The sequence below is a fragment of the Devosia sp. genome (assembly GCF_014860165.1).
GTDB lineage: Bacteria > Pseudomonadota > Alphaproteobacteria > Rhizobiales > Devosiaceae > Devosia.
Genome location: NZ_JACZKG010000076.1, coordinates 1 through 17124, shown reverse-complemented (window position 1 = coordinate 17124; position 17124 = coordinate 1). Strand labels below are relative to the sequence as shown.

Annotated in this window: 16 protein-coding genes; 12 read left to right on the top strand and 4 right to left on the bottom strand. The window is 65.2% G+C overall.

What is annotated here, in order from left to right; genetic code table 11:
- Window positions 1–48: 48 nt before the first annotated feature.
- From IH615_RS20255 to IH615_RS20245, 3 genes are all read right to left on the bottom strand, one after another.
- Complete coding sequence (locus tag IH615_RS20255) at window positions 49–279, bottom strand: BrnA antitoxin family protein (protein ID WP_291364826.1); 231 nt, start codon at window positions 277–279, stop codon at window positions 49–51.
- A gap of 139 nt (window positions 280–418) precedes the next feature.
- Window positions 419–2059 carry a chaperonin GroEL gene (groL, locus tag IH615_RS20250; RefSeq protein ID WP_291364825.1) on the bottom strand — a complete coding sequence of 547 codons (1641 nt, stop codon included), beginning with the start codon at window positions 2057–2059 and terminating at the stop codon, window positions 419–421.
- Window positions 2060–2112: 53 nt separating this feature from the next.
- A complete protein-coding gene (locus IH615_RS20245; RefSeq protein WP_291364823.1) occupies window positions 2113–2403 on the bottom strand; it encodes a co-chaperone GroES in 291 nt (96 codons plus the stop codon).
- Between the two features lie 181 nt (window positions 2404–2584).
- Between IH615_RS20245 and IH615_RS20240 the strand changes: the two genes are divergently transcribed.
- From IH615_RS20240 to IH615_RS20225, 4 genes are all read left to right on the top strand, one after another.
- On the top strand, window positions 2585–2947 hold the full coding sequence (locus tag IH615_RS20240; RefSeq protein ID WP_291364821.1) for a DUF427 domain-containing protein: 363 nt from the start codon (window positions 2585–2587) through the stop codon (window positions 2945–2947).
- Between the two features lie 128 nt (window positions 2948–3075).
- On the top strand, window positions 3076–3270 hold the full coding sequence (locus tag IH615_RS20235; protein WP_291364819.1) for a hypothetical protein: 195 nt from the start codon (window positions 3076–3078) through the stop codon (window positions 3268–3270).
- An 82-nt stretch (window positions 3271–3352) separates the two neighbouring features.
- Entirely contained in the window at window positions 3353–4261 is a 909-nt protein-coding gene (locus tag IH615_RS20230; RefSeq protein ID WP_366485373.1) for a DMT family transporter, read from the top strand.
- A 45-nt stretch (window positions 4262–4306) separates the two neighbouring features.
- On the top strand, window positions 4307–4690 hold the full coding sequence (locus IH615_RS20225) for a hypothetical protein (RefSeq protein WP_291364815.1): 384 nt from the start codon (window positions 4307–4309) through the stop codon (window positions 4688–4690).
- Here the strand turns inward: IH615_RS20225 and IH615_RS20220 are convergent.
- Complete coding sequence (locus IH615_RS20220; RefSeq protein ID WP_291364813.1) at window positions 4687–6114, bottom strand: sigma-54 dependent transcriptional regulator; 1428 nt, start codon at window positions 6112–6114, stop codon at window positions 4687–4689. The genes IH615_RS20225 and IH615_RS20220 overlap by 4 nt on opposite strands.
- A gap of 186 nt (window positions 6115–6300) precedes the next feature.
- Between IH615_RS20220 and IH615_RS20215 the strand changes: the two genes are divergently transcribed.
- The 8 genes from IH615_RS20215 to IH615_RS20180 form a co-directional block, all read left to right on the top strand.
- Window positions 6301–7500 carry an ROK family transcriptional regulator gene (locus tag IH615_RS20215; RefSeq protein WP_291364812.1) on the top strand — a complete coding sequence of 400 codons (1200 nt, stop codon included), beginning with the start codon at window positions 6301–6303 and terminating at the stop codon, window positions 7498–7500.
- Window positions 7501–7609: 109 nt separating this feature from the next.
- Window positions 7610–8842 carry an EAL domain-containing protein gene (locus IH615_RS20210; RefSeq protein ID WP_291364809.1) on the top strand — a complete coding sequence of 411 codons (1233 nt, stop codon included), beginning with the start codon at window positions 7610–7612 and terminating at the stop codon, window positions 8840–8842.
- A gap of 146 nt (window positions 8843–8988) precedes the next feature.
- A complete protein-coding gene (locus IH615_RS20205; protein WP_291364807.1) occupies window positions 8989–9855 on the top strand; it encodes a TIGR01459 family HAD-type hydrolase in 867 nt (288 codons plus the stop codon).
- A 4-nt stretch (window positions 9856–9859) separates the two neighbouring features.
- A complete protein-coding gene (locus IH615_RS20200) occupies window positions 9860–10834 on the top strand; it encodes a bifunctional riboflavin kinase/FAD synthetase (protein WP_291364805.1) in 975 nt (324 codons plus the stop codon).
- A gap of 223 nt (window positions 10835–11057) precedes the next feature.
- Entirely contained in the window at window positions 11058–14030 is a 2973-nt protein-coding gene (gene ileS / locus IH615_RS20195) for an isoleucine--tRNA ligase (RefSeq protein WP_291364804.1), read from the top strand.
- 164 nt (window positions 14031–14194) lie between these two features.
- On the top strand, window positions 14195–14758 hold the full coding sequence (lspA, locus tag IH615_RS20190) for a signal peptidase II (RefSeq protein WP_291364802.1): 564 nt from the start codon (window positions 14195–14197) through the stop codon (window positions 14756–14758).
- Between the two features lie 84 nt (window positions 14759–14842).
- Entirely contained in the window at window positions 14843–15556 is a 714-nt protein-coding gene (locus IH615_RS20185) for a hypothetical protein (RefSeq protein WP_291364800.1), read from the top strand.
- Between the two features lie 120 nt (window positions 15557–15676).
- The coding region (locus IH615_RS20180) for a pseudouridine synthase (protein WP_291364798.1) at window positions 15677–17124 on the top strand (1448 nt) is incomplete at its 3' end.

The following is a 17124-nucleotide window of genomic DNA, read 5'->3' as shown; positions in this document are numbered from 1 at the left end:
GTTGCTGTCAAATGCCGAAAAGGGCACCCCCTGTAGTGGGGGGAGGGGCTATTCCAGCCCGGCCGCAGCGCGCAGGGCCGCGTTGATCCTGTCCTGCCAGCCCGGACCATCTTCCTGGAAATGCTCGAGCACCGCGCGGTCGAGCCGCAGCGTCACCATCTCCTTGCCGCTGGGCGGCGCCAGGGGCTTGGCCGGAGCGGCTTCCACCGGCTTGCTGGTGGCGGATTTGAAGGCAGCCTCTGCCTGGTCGAAGGCGCTGCCGCGCCGGGGTGTTCGCATGGAATCCTCGCTGATGTGTGGCGCATTCTAGCGCCCTCGCAACGGCTGGGCACAAGAAAAAGGCGCAGTGTTTCCACTGCGCCTTTCTCGTGAAGTCCGTGACTGGGAAGAAACGAACTCCAAAGCCGGGTCGGACTTCTTAGAAGTCCATGCCGCCCATGCCGCCCATGCCGCCGCCGCCCGGCATTGCCGGGGCTGCGTCCTTGGGGGCCTCGACGATGAGAGCTTCGGTGGTGATCAGCAGCGAAGCCACCGATGCCGCGTCCTGCAGGGCAGTGCGAACCACCTTCACCGGATCGATGACGCCCATGGTGATCATGTCGCCATATTCGCCGGTCGCAGCATTGTAGCCGAAGGTCTTGGAGGCATTCTCGAGGATCTTGCCGACAACGACGGAGCCTTCGGCACCAGCATTGTTGGCGATGGTGCGCACTGGCTCCTGCAGAGCACGGCGGACGATGGCAATGCCAGCGTCCTGGTCTGCGTTGGCGCCCTTGGTGGTCATGGCATGCGAAGCACGCAGCAGCGCGACGCCGCCGCCGGGGACGATGCCTTCTTCAACGGCAGCACGGGTTGCGTTCAGCGCGTCATCGACGCGGTCCTTGCGCTCCTTGACTTCAACTTCCGTCGAGCCGCCGACCTTGATCACCGCAACGCCACCGGCGAGCTTGGCCAGGCGTTCCTGCAGCTTTTCCTTGTCGTAATCCGAAGAGGTTTCTTCGATCTGCGCCTTGATCTGGCCAACGCGGCCCTGGATGTCTTCGGTCGTGCCGGCACCATCCACGATCGTGGTGTTTTCCTTGGTGATTTCGACGCGCTTGGCAGTGCCGAGCATGTCCAGGGTCACGTTCTCGAGCTTGATGCCGAGATCTTCGGAAATCACCTGGCCACCGGTCAGGATGGCGATGTCTTCGAGCATGGCCTTGCGGCGGTCGCCGAAGCCCGGAGCCTTGACGGCAGCGACCTTGAGGCCGGCGCGCAGGCGGTTGACGACCAGGGTCGGCAGGGCCTCGCCATCGACGTCTTCAGCAATGATCAGCAGCGGACGCTGCGACTGCACCACGGCTTCCAGGATCGGCAGGATGGCCTGCAGGTTCGAGAGCTTCTTTTCGTGCAGCAGGATGTAGGGGTCTTCGAGGACCGCGGTCATCTTTTCGGCATTGGTCACGAAGTAGGGGCTGAGGTAGCCGCGGTCGAACTGCATGCCTTCGACGACTTCAAGCTCGGTCTCGGCGGTCTTGGCTTCTTCGACGGTGATGACACCCTCGTTGCCGACCTTCTGCATGGCTTCGGCAATCATGTCGCCGATGGCGGTTTCGCCGTTGGCCGAAATGGTGCCGACCTGGGCGACTTCACTGGACGACTTGATCTTGGCCGAAGCGGCCTGCAGCGAGGTGACGACGTCGGCAACAGCCAGGTCGATACCGCGCTTGAGATCCATCGGGTTGAAGCCGGCGGCAACAGCCTTGACGCCTTCGACGACGATGGCCTGGCCGAGAACGGTCGCGGTGGTGGTGCCGTCACCGGCAATGTCGTTGGTCTTGGAAGCGACCGAACGCAGCAGCTGGGCGCCCAGGTTCTCGAACTTGTCTTCCAGCTCGATTTCCTTGGCGACGGTCACGCCGTCCTTGGTGATGCGCGGGGCACCGAACGACTTTTCGATCACGACGTTACGGCCCTTGGGGCCGAGGGTCACCTTCACCGCATTGGCGAGGATGTTGACGCCGCGCAGCATCTTGTCACGGGCATCGGTAGAGAACTTTACTTCTTTAGCGGCCATGAGTGGCGCTCCTTAAAGAGTGGGTTGAAACGACGAAAAGGGCAGGAAAGGACTTAGCCTTCGACGATGCCCATGATGTCGGATTCCTTCATGATCAGCAGGTCTTCGCCGTTGAGCTTGACCTCGGTGCCGCTCCACTTGCCGAACAGCACGCGGTCGCCGGCCTTGACGTCGAGGGCATTGATCTTGCCCTGGTCATCGCGCGCGCCCGGGCCAACCGAAACGATCACGCCTTCGGACGGCTTTTCCTTGGCGGTGTCGGGGATGATGATCCCGCCCTTGGTCTTTTCTTCGCTGTCGAGGCGACGGACGACCACGCGGTCGTGCAGAGGACGAAAGCCCATGTTTTGCTCCTATGGCAGCAATTTCAATGCAAACTTGGCGCTGTTAGCACTCACCATTGTAGAGTGCCAACAGGTGACCGGGGATATATGGCTGGCCCCTGATCGAGTCAAGGTCGCGTGAACCGGCTTTCTTCTCGCGCGTTGAGCCAGATCGCTTTAACCCCCTACATGGCAGGACAACATGACGCGTCAATGTCTGGACAAGGATATCAGGATCACGCCCGCCAAGGGCCGGGTGCATGTGCTGTTCGACGATGCCGAGATCGGCTCGTCCCTCAACGCGCTCGAACTCGACGAGCCGGGCGAGCCGCTTCGCATTTACCTGCCCCGCAGCGACGTCCGCGAGGACATCCTTGAGCTTTCCGAAACCCGCACGACCAGCCCCTATAAGGGGGAGGCGCATTACTACACCATCAAGACGCTGACCGCCGACGGCCCTGACCAGGCCTGGTACTATCCCGATCCATGCCCGCTGGTGGAGCCGATCCGCGATCACCTGGCCTTCAAGGGTGACCGGATCGAGTACAGATATTCCGAGGTTTAGGTGCCCAAAGGCACCGCATGCTGGGCGGGGTGGGGCCGCTGGCTCCATGCCGCCCGCGTGACAGGCCGGCGCGCAACTTTTTCCTCCGCCCCCTTTCCCCGCGCGCCAACCTGCGCCATAACGCCCCCATGACCCAGGACAACACTCTTCAGATCAAGCTGCGCCTCAAGGGCGGCAGCGGCCCGAACGCTAACTGGCATTGGGAAATCCTCGACGCCGCCGGCAAGGTGGTCAAATCAGGCTCGGCCGTCGGTCCCGAGCACAAGGCGTTCGCCACGGCGCGCATCGCCAAGGAAAAGCTGGAGCAATCCCCCGGCCGCTGATCCGGCTGACGACCAAGAGATTGCCGTGACCACTTCCGTGCCCGCCGCCGCGTCCAGCCCTGCACCGCAGCGGGGTGGGCCGATGCGTGGCATCACGCTCAAGGTGCTCTCGGTCTGCTTCTTCGTGGTCATGGCGACCCTGCTCAAGGCTACGGGCACCATCCCGGCCGGGGAGCTGGTCTTTTTCCGCTGCTTCTTCGCTATCCTCCCCGTCCTTGCCTGGCTGCTGTGGCGCCGACAGTTGCGTTCGGCCCTCCACACCCGCAATCCCCTCGGCCATGTCGTGCGGGCGCTGGTGGGCGCGTCGTCAATGGGGCTGGGCTTTTTCGCGCTGACCCGGCTGCCGCTACCCGAGGCCACGGCCATCGGCTTTGCCGCCCCATTGCTCATCGTGGCCTTCAGCGCCCTGCTGCTCAAGGAGCGTGTCCATGTCTTTCGCTGGACGGCGGTCACTGTCGGCCTGTTCGGCGTCGTCATTATCCTCTGGCCCCGCCTGACGCTGTTTTCCGGCGGCCAGGCCATGGGCAATGCCGAAACATGGGGCGCCATCGCTGCCTTCGGCGCCGCCATCTTCACCGCCTTCGCCATGATGCAGGTGCGCAAGCTGACGCAGACCGAGCGCACTGAAGCGATTGTCATCTACTTCTTCATCAGCGCCAGCATCCTGTCGCTGGCCACCATTCCCTTTGGCTGGGCCATGCCCACCCCGCAGCAGGCGGCGCTGCTGATCGGCGCCGGCTTTGCCGGCGGCATCGGGCAGTTGCTGATGACGTCCGCCTATCGCTATGCCGACATGTCGGTCATCGCGCCGTTTGAATATGTCTCCCTGCTGCTGACGCTGGTCATCGGCTTCCTGGTCTTCGGCGACGTGCCGACGCTGAGCATGGTCATCGGCGCCGTCATCATCGTCCTGTCAGGCATCGCCGTGATCCTGCGCGAGCACTATCTGGGGATCGACCGCATCAAGGCGCGGGAAGCCAATACGCCTTGATCGCCGGGGGCTTTGCCCCATCTTGGTGACAGTCAGGGGACATTCATGAGCGCCGTCGCAGCTATCGCCATTGCCGTCATTCTTGCTGGTCTTGCTGTGTTTCAGGCTACCCTGATTGCCGGTGCGCCTTTGGGCCGCTTTGCCTGGGGCGGCCAGCACGAGCGCCTGCCCACCCCGCTGCGGGTCGGCAGCGTCGTATCAATCGCCCTTTATGCCGGCTTTGCCGCCGTGCTGCTGCAGCAGGCTGGTGTCATCGCGCTATTGCCTGGTGGAGCGTGGCTGGGCATCGCGGCTTGGGTCGTGGTGGGCTATTGCGCGCTGGGCATTCCAATGAATGCCATCTCGCGCAGCGCGCCGGAGCGGTTGACCATGACGCCGCTGGTAACCGTGCTGTTTGCGTTGTCGCTGGTGGTTGCGCTGGGTCTCTAGCTGGCCACGGCCATTTCCGCCCAGCCCTGGCGCTTGCGGTAGATGGTCGACGGGCTGATCTCCAGCGCGGCGGCGGCCAAGGAGATATTGCCGCCAAAGCTGGCAATGGCGTCCTCGATGATGCGCTGCTCCTGCTGCCACATCGGCAGGATGCTCTGGCGGCGGTCGCCACGCGGCGCGGCTTCGACCGACGCCACCAAACCGCGCGACTCGATGTCGGCCACCTGCAGCATGGACATGCTGATCTCGCCGCCATCACACATCACCACCAGGCGGCGCACCAGGTTCTGCAATTGCCGCACATTGCCGGGCCATTCGGCAGCAGACAGCAGGCTCGCGACATCGGGCGCGAAGCCGGAGAAATGCTTGTGTTCCTCGGCGGCATAGCGCGCCAGGAAATGGCGGGCAAGCACCATGACATCGGTCGGCCGCTGCCGCAGCGGCGGCAGGTGGATGGGTAGCACATGCAGCCGATAGAACAGGTCCTCGCGGAACTTCTTTTCTGATATCAGCTGCATCGGATTGCGGTTGGTGGCGCAGATGACCCGCACATCTACCTGCCGCACGCCCGCTTCGCCCACCCGGCTCAGCGTGCCGGTCTGCAGGAACCGCAGCAGCTTGCTCTGCAGCGACAGATCCATCTCGCCGATTTCGTCGAGGAACAGCGTGCCGCCATCGGCCAGCTCGGCCGCGCCCTTGCGATCGTCATGCGCGCCGGTAAAGGCGCCGCGCGCCACGCCGAACAGTTCGCTCTCCATCAGGTCGCGCGGGATGGCGGCGCAGTTGATGGCCACCAGGCGCTTGCCGAATCTGGGGCCTGTCGCATGCAGCGCCTCGGCGCAGACATCCTTGCCGGTGCCGCTTTCCCCGGTGATGAAGACCGGCGCCGACGATGCGGCGATGCGCCCGATCTGCTCATAGACAAATTGCATGGCGCTCGAGGCGCCAATGAAGCCGGCAAAATCGGACCGACCTTCGCTGCGCGGCGCGATGCTCAGCGCGCGGCCCTTGCCATGACGCTGCGCCAGCTCGCCAATGCGGCCGGCCATGGCCGGGCCGTTGACGGGCTTGACCACATAGTCATGCGCCCCGGCACGCATCGCCCCTACCGCCGCCGAAACCGACGCGCCATCCGATACGGCAACGAACAGTGCCCCGTCCGACAGGCGCACCAGCCGCGACACGGCGTCGTCACTGCGCTCGCTGATGTCGCCCAGGGATGAAAGATCGGCCAGGATGATGTCGAAACTGCTGTCGCGCAACAGGTCGGCTGCCTGCTTTCCGCCGGCCGCGATGATGATGCACATGCCATGGCCCAGGCTCCCGGCCAGCGTTTCGGCGACCAGTGCGGCGTGCTTCTCGTCGCCATCGACCAGCAGCAGCCGTCCCTGCGGCCCGCTATCGTGTCGGTTGTGCATCGCCATGCGGCCTGGTCCTCGTGTTCCGATTACTCACCATGCCGGTTGTCCGGCGTTGCCGCTCTGTCCCGGTGTTGCCCCAATTGTTTCGCAACAGGGTAAACAAACCGTTCCGCACACGTCGAATTTTACGTTGCAGGCGATGGACTTGGCCCTTGCCTGACTGGCATTCTCAAGATTAAGTCTGCCGCCATGCAGAGGAAGACCGTAGACGATGGGGTGGCGCGAGGCTTCGCGCAGTCTGGAGTGCGCATCGCCAATGAGCGGGCGGTGATGACGCTTATCGCTCTCAATCCGGGGGCCTCCAATGCCGATCTGGCCCGTCTGTCGGGCCTGGGGCCGCAGACCACCTCGCGCATCGTCTCGGACCTCGAGGCGCGCGAACTGGTCCTGCGCGGCGAGGTGCTGCGCGGCCGGCGCGGCCAGCCGGCAACGCCGCTCTTCCTCAATCCGGATGGCGCCTTCGGCATCGGCATCGAGATCGGCTGGCGGCATTTCGAGGTGCTGCTGTTCGGCATGGCCGGCATCACTCTGGCCAGTATCCGCCGCAGCTATTGCTGGCCCGATTTTCACACCATCTTTGCCGATGTCAGCGCCGAGGTCGCGACCCTTCGTGCCGGCATGACGGCCACGCAGGCCGAGCGCCTGGTTGGTATCGGTGTCGCCTCCCCATCTCGTATCGACCGGCATATCCACCGCCTTGGCGCACCCGTCGAACAGGTGGAGCTGTGGAGCGGTGTCGACATGGCCGACGAAGTCGGACGGGCGCTGGGCGAGCCGGTCGCCTGGTTCAACGACGGCAATGCCGCCTGCTGGGCCGAGTTCATCGCCCACCGGCTCCCCCGACCCGATGGCCTGGCCTATCTCCAGGTCGGCGCGCTTGTGGGTGCGGGCATTGCCATTGACGGGCAGGTGTGGGAGGGGCGCACCGGCAATGCCGCCAATCTGGGCGCGATCCTGGTCGCCGACGCCCAGGGGCAGGCGAGCTACGTCTATACCATCGCCTCCCTTCTGGCCCTGGAGCAGCGGCTCGAGGCGGCGGGGCGCACGCCCCCGCGCGGCAACCCGCTGAACTGGGATTGGGAAAGCCTTGAGCCGGTGGCATCGGCATGGCTCGACGACGCCGGCCGGGCGCTGGCCAGTGCCGTTCTCAGCACGCGCGCTGTCGTGGAGTTCGATGTCGCCGTTATCGACGGCGTCATGCCGCGCGCGGTGGTCACGAGCCTGGTGGAGCGCGTCGAGCACCACCTGGCGGCGCTTCCGCCCCGTGGCGGCGATCTGCCACGGGTGTCCATGGGGCATATGGGTGGCGCCGCTGCAGCGACCGGGGCGGCCCAGCTGGTGCTGTTCCATCGCTTCTTCTCGCGCGGCTGGAATATCTTCGTCACCTGACCTTCAGCAAATAGGCTTGGGCAGCGGTCCGTCCGCGCTTTTGCCGACCCTTGCGCGATGCTATGAGGAAGGGCCGAATCCCGGCATTCGAAGGGTTCCGAGGTCCGCCGTGCAGGCATTGGTCTACACGTTCATCGCCCTTGCTGCTGCCGCCATCGGCGCCGCCGCCTATTTCGGCCTGACCTTCACCCCGGCAGAAGCCATCCTGGCCGCCGTCGTCTTCGGCTGCGTCTGCGTCGTGCTGATGGAGCGCGCCTTGCGCCAGCGCGCCGAAAACCGACTGGAAAGAGCCATCGAGGACCTGTCCCGGTTGCTTGCCACCGATGCCCAGGCCGGCGCGGTGCTCGGCCAGCGTATCAATGCCATGACCGATCTCAATGCCGGTGCGCGACTCGAGGGTGTGGAAGCCGATATTTCCGTGCTGGGCACCGTGATCCGCCAGGTGGCCGAGGCCGTGGCCGAGATCGAGGACCGTGTCGCCAAGCCCGCATCGGCGGGCCGCGACCGCATGATCTCACCCCCGCCGCCAGCAACGCCGCCGCGCGAGGCCGATCCGTCCATTCCGCTCGAAATGCTGCGCCAGGCAATCGCCGATAACCGGCTGATCCATCATATCCAGCCCGTCGTGACGCTGCCGCAGCGCCGGCCGCAGGGCTATGACCTTGTCCCGCGCCTGATGATGGAGGACGGCGACCTCGCCGACCGTCCCGATTTCATGCCCCGCCGCGGCGGCGAGGATGTGATCCGCCAGATCGAGGGCGCTGGCCTGGTCGAGGCCATCACCATCTGCCGCCGCGCCCGCACCGGCGGCCAGCCGATCACGCTCTATATCCCGCTGTCGCGCGCTACTCTGGGCGATTCGGCCGCCTCCGAGCAGTTGATCGTCTCGCTCGAAGCCAACCGCGCCATCGCGCCGGGCCTGATCTTTGTTATCGGCGAGCCCGATTGGCAGTCCCTCACCACTGGCGAGCGGGCCATTGCCGACGCCGTGGTCAAGAAGGGCGCCGGCTTTTCCATCGCCAATGTCAGGTCGCTCCGCGTCGACGTGGCCGAACTGGCGGCGCAGGGTGTGCGGTCGCTGCGCATCGACGCGGCCCGCTTCATCGAGGAACCCGAGGTATTCACCGATTTCCATGCTTCCGACATCGCCAATTATGTTGCCCGCTTCGACGTGAAGCTGTTGGGCACCGGCATCGCCAACGAGCGTCAGATCGTCGAACTGCTCGAAGACGGCATTACCCTGGTCCAGGGCCCCTATATTGCCGCCGCCGGCCCCGTCCGTCCCGACCTGGTGACCGAGCCGGCCCGCCAGGCGCCGCAACTGCGGCGGGTGGAGTTCTAGTCTGGCGCAGCGGCGGTTGGGGCAGCGAGCGCCGAATTCGGACCTATGCCAGACCTATGATACCAGGGCACATATCGGTTTCCCCTTGATCCCGAGGGGCAAGCTGCCACATAGAACGGCCATCCTGTTCGCATCGGAATAGCGCGATGACCAGCCCCCTGCCTTCCATCTCTGGCCTTGCCGACCTGGCCGGTCGCTATGACGCTGTGCTCAGCGACGTATGGGGCGTCGTCCATAACGGCGTCGAGGCGTTTCCGACCGCGGTCGATGCCCTCAGCCAGTTTCGCGCGGCGGGCGGCAAGGTGGTGTTCATCACCAATGCGCCGCGCCCGTCCGGCCCCATCATCGAGATGCTCGATCGGCTGGGCGTGCATCGCGCCGCCTACGACGCCATTGTCTCCTCGGGCGATGCCACCCGCACCATGATCGGCAAATATCGCGGCCGGGCCATCCACCATGTCGGCCCACCAACTGAGGATGACGCGCTTTACGATGGTCTGGATGTGCGCCGGACCGGCGCCGACGAGGCCGAGGTGGTGGTCGTCACGGATCTCGATACCGACGAGGATACGCCCGAAATGTACCGCGAGCGGGCCAGGGTCTGGCTCAGCCGCAGGCTGCCCATGATCTGCGCCAACCCCGACCGGGTGGTCGAACATGGCGACAAGATCATCTATTGCGGCGGTGCGCTGGGCGACCTCTATGCCGCCATGGGCGGCATGGTGCTGATGGCCGGCAAGCCCTACCAGCCCATCTACGAGGAAGCCTTCCGCCTCGCCGAGCTGGCGGCCGGCAGGCCGCTCGACAAGTCCCGCGTCCTCGCGATCGGCGACAGCGTGCGCACCGACGCCACCGGTGCCGCCAAGTTCGGCGTCGACCTGCTCTTTGTCACCGGCTCCATCCATGCGGCCGAGCTCGATGCCTTCGGCAAGCCCGATCCGCAGGCCATTGCCGATCTCGTCGCCCCCAGCCGCGCCCACATGGCCGGCTTCCTGCCGCGCCTGTCCTGGTGAAGCCGTGACCGGCTTCATTCGCCTCAATAGCCTCGATGCCGTGCCTGCCGCCCTGCGCGGCGCCTTTGTCGCTATCGGCAATTTCGACGGCGTCCACCGCGGCCATCAGTCGGTGCTGACCACCCTCAAGGCCCGCGCCGCCCAGGCCGGTGTGCCGGCCATGGTGCTGACCTTCGAGCCGCATCCGCGCGATGTCTTCGCGCCGGCGCCCTTCATGTTCCGCCTCACCGATGGCGACGCCAAGGCCCGCCTCGCCGAAGCCTTTGGCCTCGACGCCATCGCGGTGCTGAACTTCGACCGCGCCTTCTCGCAGATCGAGGCCGAGGACTTCGTGTCCCGCTTCCTGGTCGATGCGCTCAATGTCACCGGCGTCATCGTTGGCGCCGATTTCCATTTCGGCCGCCAGCGCCGCGGCACGCCGACCTTCCTCAAGGCCTCGGGCGAAGCACAGGGATTTGCCGTCGAGACGCTCGACCTGATGGATGAGGGCGACGAAGTCATCTCCTCCTCGCGCATCCGCGCCGCCCTGTCGGAAGGCGCCGTGATCGCCGCGAACAGGCTGCTGGGTTATCACTGGTTCTTCGACGGCTGCGTGGTCAAGGGCGACCAGCGGGGCAGGGAACTCGGCTACCCCACGGCCAACACCATGACGCGCGCCAATTTCCAGCTGGCCCAGGGCGTCTACGCCGTCCGCGCCCGCCTGGGCGATCGCCTGTTCGACGGCGTCGCCGCCTATGGCAAGCCCATGTTCAACAACCAGTTGCCGCCCTTCGAGACGCATCTGTTCGATTTCGACGAAGACATCTACGGCCAGACCATATCGGTGGCACTGGTCTCCCACATCCGCGGCCAGGAAGTGTTTTCGGGGCTGGACGAGCTGATTGCGGCAATGGACCGCGACAGCAAGAAGGCGCGGGACGCACTGGCCAAGGCTTCGCCGCTGAGCGAGCTGGATGCCAAATTGGGGTTTGTGGGGTAGGGCACTGCGCTTCACCTCTCCCTTTGGGGGAGAGGTCGGCTTGCGGAGCAAGCCGGGTGAGGGGGCGTTTCTTGCGCACCTCACCCAGTAAAGGCCCCCTCACCCGCCGCTTCGCGTCGACCTCTCCCCCAAAGGGAGAGGTGGAGGCCAAATCATCCTTTGCCCCATCCGCCCCGCCTTGCTAAAAGGCGGCCCAAATCTTCCCTTACCGATTGCCGTTTCCATGACCGATACCGCCGCGGGCGCCACCGAAACCGATTATTCGGCCACGCTGTTTTTGCCGGAAACCCAATTCCCCATGCGCGCCGGCCTGCCCGAGCGCGAGCCGGGCTGGCTCAAGCGCTGGGAAGAGATGGACATTTACGCGCTGCAGCGCGAGCAGGCCAAGGACCGGCCGCTGTTCACCATCCATGATGGCCCGCCCTATGCCAATGGCAATATCCATATCGGCCACGCGCTGAACAAGACGCTGAAGGACCTCGTCTCCCGCTCCATGCAGATGCTGGGCTACAACTCGGCCTATGTGCCGGGCTGGGACTGCCACGGCCTGCCTATCGAATGGAAGATCGAGGAACAGTACCGCGCCAAGGGCAAGGACAAGAACGAGGTTCCCGTCGTCGAATTCCGCCAGGAATGCCGCACCTTTGCCGAGCAGTGGGTCGATATCCAGCGCGAGGAATTCAAGCGCCTCGGCGTGCTGGGCGAGTGGGACAATCCCTACCTCACCATGAGCTTCGACGCCGAAGCCCAGATCGCCCGCGAACTGATGAAGGTGGCCAGCACTGGCCAGCTCTATCGCGGCTCCAAGCCCGTCATGTGGTCGGTGGTCGAGCGCACGGCTTTGGCCGAGGCCGAGATCGAATATGCGGACTATGAGAGCGACACCATCTGGGTGAAGTTCCAGACGTCGCACATCGCGGCGGCCGCCGGATCGGGCGTCGAAGACAATATCGCGCGTCGCGAACACCTGACCGGTGCCTCCGTGGTCATTTGGACCACGACGCCCTGGACCATCCCCGCCAACCGCGCCATCAGCTTCTCGTCCAAGGTTGCCTATGGCCTCTACGAGGTTACCAAGGCGCCCGATGGCAATTGGGCCTCGACAGGCGAGAAATACGTGCTGGCCGACAAGCTGGCCGCCGAGACCTTCGCCAAGGCCAAGGTCGAGGAATTCATCCGCCTGCAGGATGTGCCGCCTGCCGTTCTGGCCGGCCTGCAATGCCACCACCCGCTGCGCGGTCTCGGCGGCGGCTACGAGTTCGAAGTCCCGCTGCTCGATGGCGAACACGTCACCGATGATGCCGGCACCGGCTTCGTCCATACCGCGCCGGGCCATGGTCTCGACGACTTCGAAATCTGGATGAACTCTTCGCGCCTCTTGGGCGAAAAGGGCATCGACACCGCCATCCCCTATGTGGTCGGCGACGACGGCTTCTACACCGATGAGGCTCCCGGCCTCGAAGGCGCGCGCGTCATCGACGACAACGGCAAGAAGGGCGATGCCAATAACCGCGTCATCGCGGCTTTGGCCGAGCGCAATGCCATGGTCGCCCGCGGCCGCGTCAAGCATCAATATCCCCATTCCTGGCGTTCCAAGAAGCCGGTGATCTTCCGCAACACGCCGCAATGGTTCGTCTATATGGACCGCGACATCGACGGCGCCTTGGGCGATACGCTGCGCCACCGCGCCCTCAACGCCATCGACGCGACAAAGTTCTACCCCCCAGCAGGCCAGAACCGCCTGCGCGCCATGATCGCCGATCGCCCCGATTGGGTGCTGTCACGCCAGCGCGCCTGGGGCGTGCCGATCACCGTCTTCGTCCACAAGGCCACCAACGAAATCCTCAAGGACGAGAAGGTGAACCACCGCATCGCCCAGAGCTTCGAGGAAGAGGGTGCCGACGCCTGGTACAAGCCGGGCGCGGGCCAACGCTATCTCGGCGATGCCTACAAGGCCGACGACTACGAGATGGTCACCGACGTGCTCGACGTCTGGTTCGACAGCGGCACCACCCATTCCTGGGTACTGCGCAATAAACAAAAGTGGCCGCACCTGAAATTCCCGGCCTCGATGTATCTCGAAGGCTCCGACCAGCATCGCGGCTGGTTCCATTCCTCGCTGCTGGAAAGCTGCGCCACCAACGGCCACGCCCCCTATGAAAGCGTGCTGACGCATGGTTTCACCATGGATGGCGAAGGTCGCAAGATGAGCAAATCGCTGGGCAATACGGTCGCCCCGCAGGACATCATCAAGCAATATGGCGCCGATATCCTGCGCCTCTGGGTGGCATCGTCCGATTATTCGGAAGACCTGCGCCTGGGCAAGGAAATCATCCAGACCACGGTCGACAGCTACCGCAAGCTGCGCAACACATTGCGCTGGCTGCTGGGCAATCTCGCCCATTACCAGCCGTCCGACGAAGTCCGCTTCGAGGACATGCCCGAGCTTGAGCGGCTGATGCTGCATCGCCTCGCCCAGCTCGATGAGCAGGTGCGCGGCGCCTACAAGGAATATGACTATCGCAAGATCGTCACCGCGCTGACCAACTTCATGAATATCGAGCTCAGCGCCTTCTACTTCGATATCCGCAAGGACACGCTCTATTGCGACCCGATCAGCTCGACCAGGCGCAAGGCGTCGCTGACGGTGCTCAATCACCTGTTCGATTGCCTCACCGCCTGGCTGGCGCCCATCCTGGTCTTCACCATGGAAGAAGTGTGGCTGGAACGGCACCCCGAAGCCGGCTCGTCCGTGCATCTGCGCCTCTTCCCCGAGGTACCGACCGAGTGGCTCGATGACGATCTGGCCAGCAAGTGGACCCTGATCCGCGCCGTGCGCCGCGTCGTCACCGGGGCCCTCGAGATCGAGCGCCGCGAAAAGCGCATCGGTTCCTCGCTTGAGGCGGCGCCCAAGGTGTTCATCACTGACGAGCGCTACCTCACGGCCATGGCCGGCGAGGACCTGGCCGAAATCGCCATCACCTCCGGCATCGAGATTCAAACTACTGGCGAGACAGCCAATGATTTCTGGTTGGAGGATGTCCCAGGAGTGAAAGTCCGCTTCGCCCTGGCCCAGGGCCAGCGCTGCGCCCGTTCGTGGCGCGTCTTGCCCGAGGTCGGCACCGACCCCGATTACCCGGACGTCTCCCTGCGCGACGCCCAGGCCTTGCGCGAACGCGCCGCGGCGGGGCTTTGATCCGGGCCATCGGCCCGACTTCCCTCTCCCCTTGTGGGAAAGGGTGCCCGAAGGGCGGGTGAGGGGGTGTCGCCAATGTGGCGTGCATCCTGCCAACCCCCTCATCCGGCGCTGCGCGCCACCTTCTCCCGCAAAGGGGAGAAGGCAGAAGGAGCCCCTGCCTCGTGACGATACGCGACCTCGCCAACCCCACCGTCTACCTCTCCCTGACCACGGCGATCCTCGCCTTTGGCCTCGACCGGGCCCACAAGGCGTTCCAGGTCTCGGCTGACTGCATCGCCATCGGCGCCGCTACCTGCGTCGAGGTTTTCACCAGCTATGTGCCCTTCGCCATGACCGGCTGGCGCGGCGGCGAAATCGTGCGGGTGACCGATTTCTTCGACTATGTGCTGGTGTGGAATACCGGCATTTCCTACGGCCTGCTCGATGGTCTGCCCGTCTGGGCCCTCGGGCTCGTCATGCTGGTGGCGATCGTGGCGCTCGGCATCTGGTGGCTGCGCGCCGATTCGGCGCTGATCCGCCTCGGCCTGGCCTTCTGCATCGGCGGGGCGCTGTCCAATGCCATCGACCGGCTGATCTATGGCGCCGTCGCCGATTTCTTCCACCTGCATTGGGGCACGTGGTCGTTCTACATCTTCAACGTCGCCGACGTGGCCATCACCATTGGCGTCATCCTGCTGATCGCGGATCTCATCGGCCTTGGCCGGCCACGCAAGTCGACCGCGTGACTGCATAGAACACGTTGCCGCCAGAATCTGGCCTTAGCTGGGATTATGCGCTATAAGCGCCGCCGACATCTTGAAGGACGTTTCATGCGTATTGGTTTGACCGGGCAGCATTCTGCTCTTGGAGCGGTTACCCGGACTGGATTGGCCTCGCTTGGTCTGCTGCTGGCTGTGACGCTCAGTGCCTGCACCACGGTGGAAGGCACCAACGCCTTGACCGATTTCGGCACCTTTGAGCGCGAGGTCATGATGACCACGGCGCGTGGCGTTGGTCTGGTTCCCGGCGAGACGCCCAAGGAAGACCTGACCACCGCGCGGGCACCGCTGGTGCTGCCGGCCTCGGGCCAGGCGCTGCCGGCCCCGGCACCCAAGGCAACGGTCGCCCAGCTTCCCGCTGACAGCGACACGGTTCGCGTCGACACCACCAACCTCACCGAAGCCGACCTGACGCGCCTGCGCAATGCCAAGGTCGTCGACCTGCGCTCCGTCGCCGGTCGCCCGCTGACCGAGCAGGAAACCCGCACCCTGGTGGCCCGCATGCAGGCGGCCAACATGGATGTGTCCACCAACAACGGCAAGCGCCCGCTCTATCTGCCGCCCGAGGAGTATTTCACCCGCGTCGGCGATGCCGAACTGGTCTGCGCCGTGGGCAATGGCGAAGTGGTCTCGATCAACGATCCCAAATGCCCCGAATCGGTGCGCAAGGCGATCCGTGCCGCCTATGCCGCCCCTTCGAGCTCGAACAGCAGTTCGGGTCCGGGCGTGGGCCTGACCGAGAAAGAAATTACTCTCGGCAACTGACGGCCTCCGCCGTTCTGACTTTTCAAGCGGCCGGACCATCCGGCCGCTTCGCCTTTTTCCGCGCCGCCCGCCCGAGATATCTCGGGCATATGGGTCCCGCATGACATGAAAGACCGCCCGATGAGCGACACCCCAGCCCAACCCGATACCGGCGACCGCCTCGCCAAGGTCATCGCCCGCTCCGGGCTCTGCTCCCGCCGCGACGCCGAGGTGTGGATCACCGAGGGCCGCGTGGTGGTCAACGGCAAGAAGGTGCTGACGCCGGCCTTCAACGTCACCGACCGCGACAAGATCATGGTCGATGGCGCCCCGCTCGCGGCGCGCCAGGGCACCCGTGTCTGGCTCTACCACAAGCCTGCCGGCCTTGTTGTCACCGAGAAGGACCCCGAGGGCCGCGACACCATCTTCGAGCATCTCGAAACCCATGGCCTGCCGCGCGTCGTCACCGTCGGCCGCCTCGATATCAATACCGAAGGCCTGCTCCTGCTGACTAATGATGGCGGCCTCAAGCGCGTGCTCGAACTGCCTGCCACTGGCTGGCTGCGCCGCTACCGCGTGCGCGCCCACGGCACGGTTACCCAGGCGGCGCTCGACAAGCTCAAGGACGGCATCGAGATCGACGGCATCAAATATGGGGCCATCGAAGCCACGCTCGAGCGCGAGCAGGGCGCCAACGTCTGGCTGGTCCTCGCCTTGCGTGAAGGCAAGAACCGCGAAGTCAAGAATGTGCTGGGCGCGCTCGGCCTCGAGGTCAACCGGCTCATCCGCGTCAGCTACGGCCCGTTCCAGCTCGGCGACATACCGGTGGGCGGCGTCGAAACCGTCAAGGCCAAGATGCTGCGCGACCAGCTCGGCAAGAAGCTGGCCGATGCCGCCGATGTCGATTTCGACAGCGAGATGCCCGAGGCCAATGCGCTCGAAGGCAAGCCGACCCGCGACCGCCTGACCGGTCGCGGCACCAACACGGTCGAGATCGCCCGCCAGCGCTTCCGCTTCACCGATGGCGCCGAAAAGACCGAGGAAGAAATCCGCGCCGATCGTCCGCGCCAGGATCGCCCCGGCCGCTTCGACAGCCGCAAGCCGGCTCCCAAGCGCGACGAGGCCCGCGACGACGAATACGCGCCGCCGCCGCGCCACATCCATTTCGATGAAGACGGCCGTGCGCCTGAGGAATTTGTGGCCAAGCGCAACACCCGCATCGTCAAGCGCCCCGACCGCGACGACCAGTCCGCCAAGACCTTCGGCAAGGCCGCGCCGCGTCCGCCCGCCGGCAAGAAGCCGTTCGGCGAGAAAAAGCCCTTCGGGGACAAGAAACCCTACGGGGACAAGAAGCCTTACGAGAAGAAGGCCTTCGGCGACAAGCCGCGCGGTCCGCGCCGTGACGACGACCGTGCTCGCCCCGCTGGCGGCCGCCCGTCCTTTGGCGACCGTCCACGTGGTCCGCGTCCCGAGGGCGGTCGTCCGCCGCAGGGCCGCGAATTCACCGGTACGCCGCGCGGTCCGCGCCGCGACGATGCTGGCGCCGAGCGGCCCGCGCGTGAGTTCACGCCCCGCCTGCGCCCCGATAG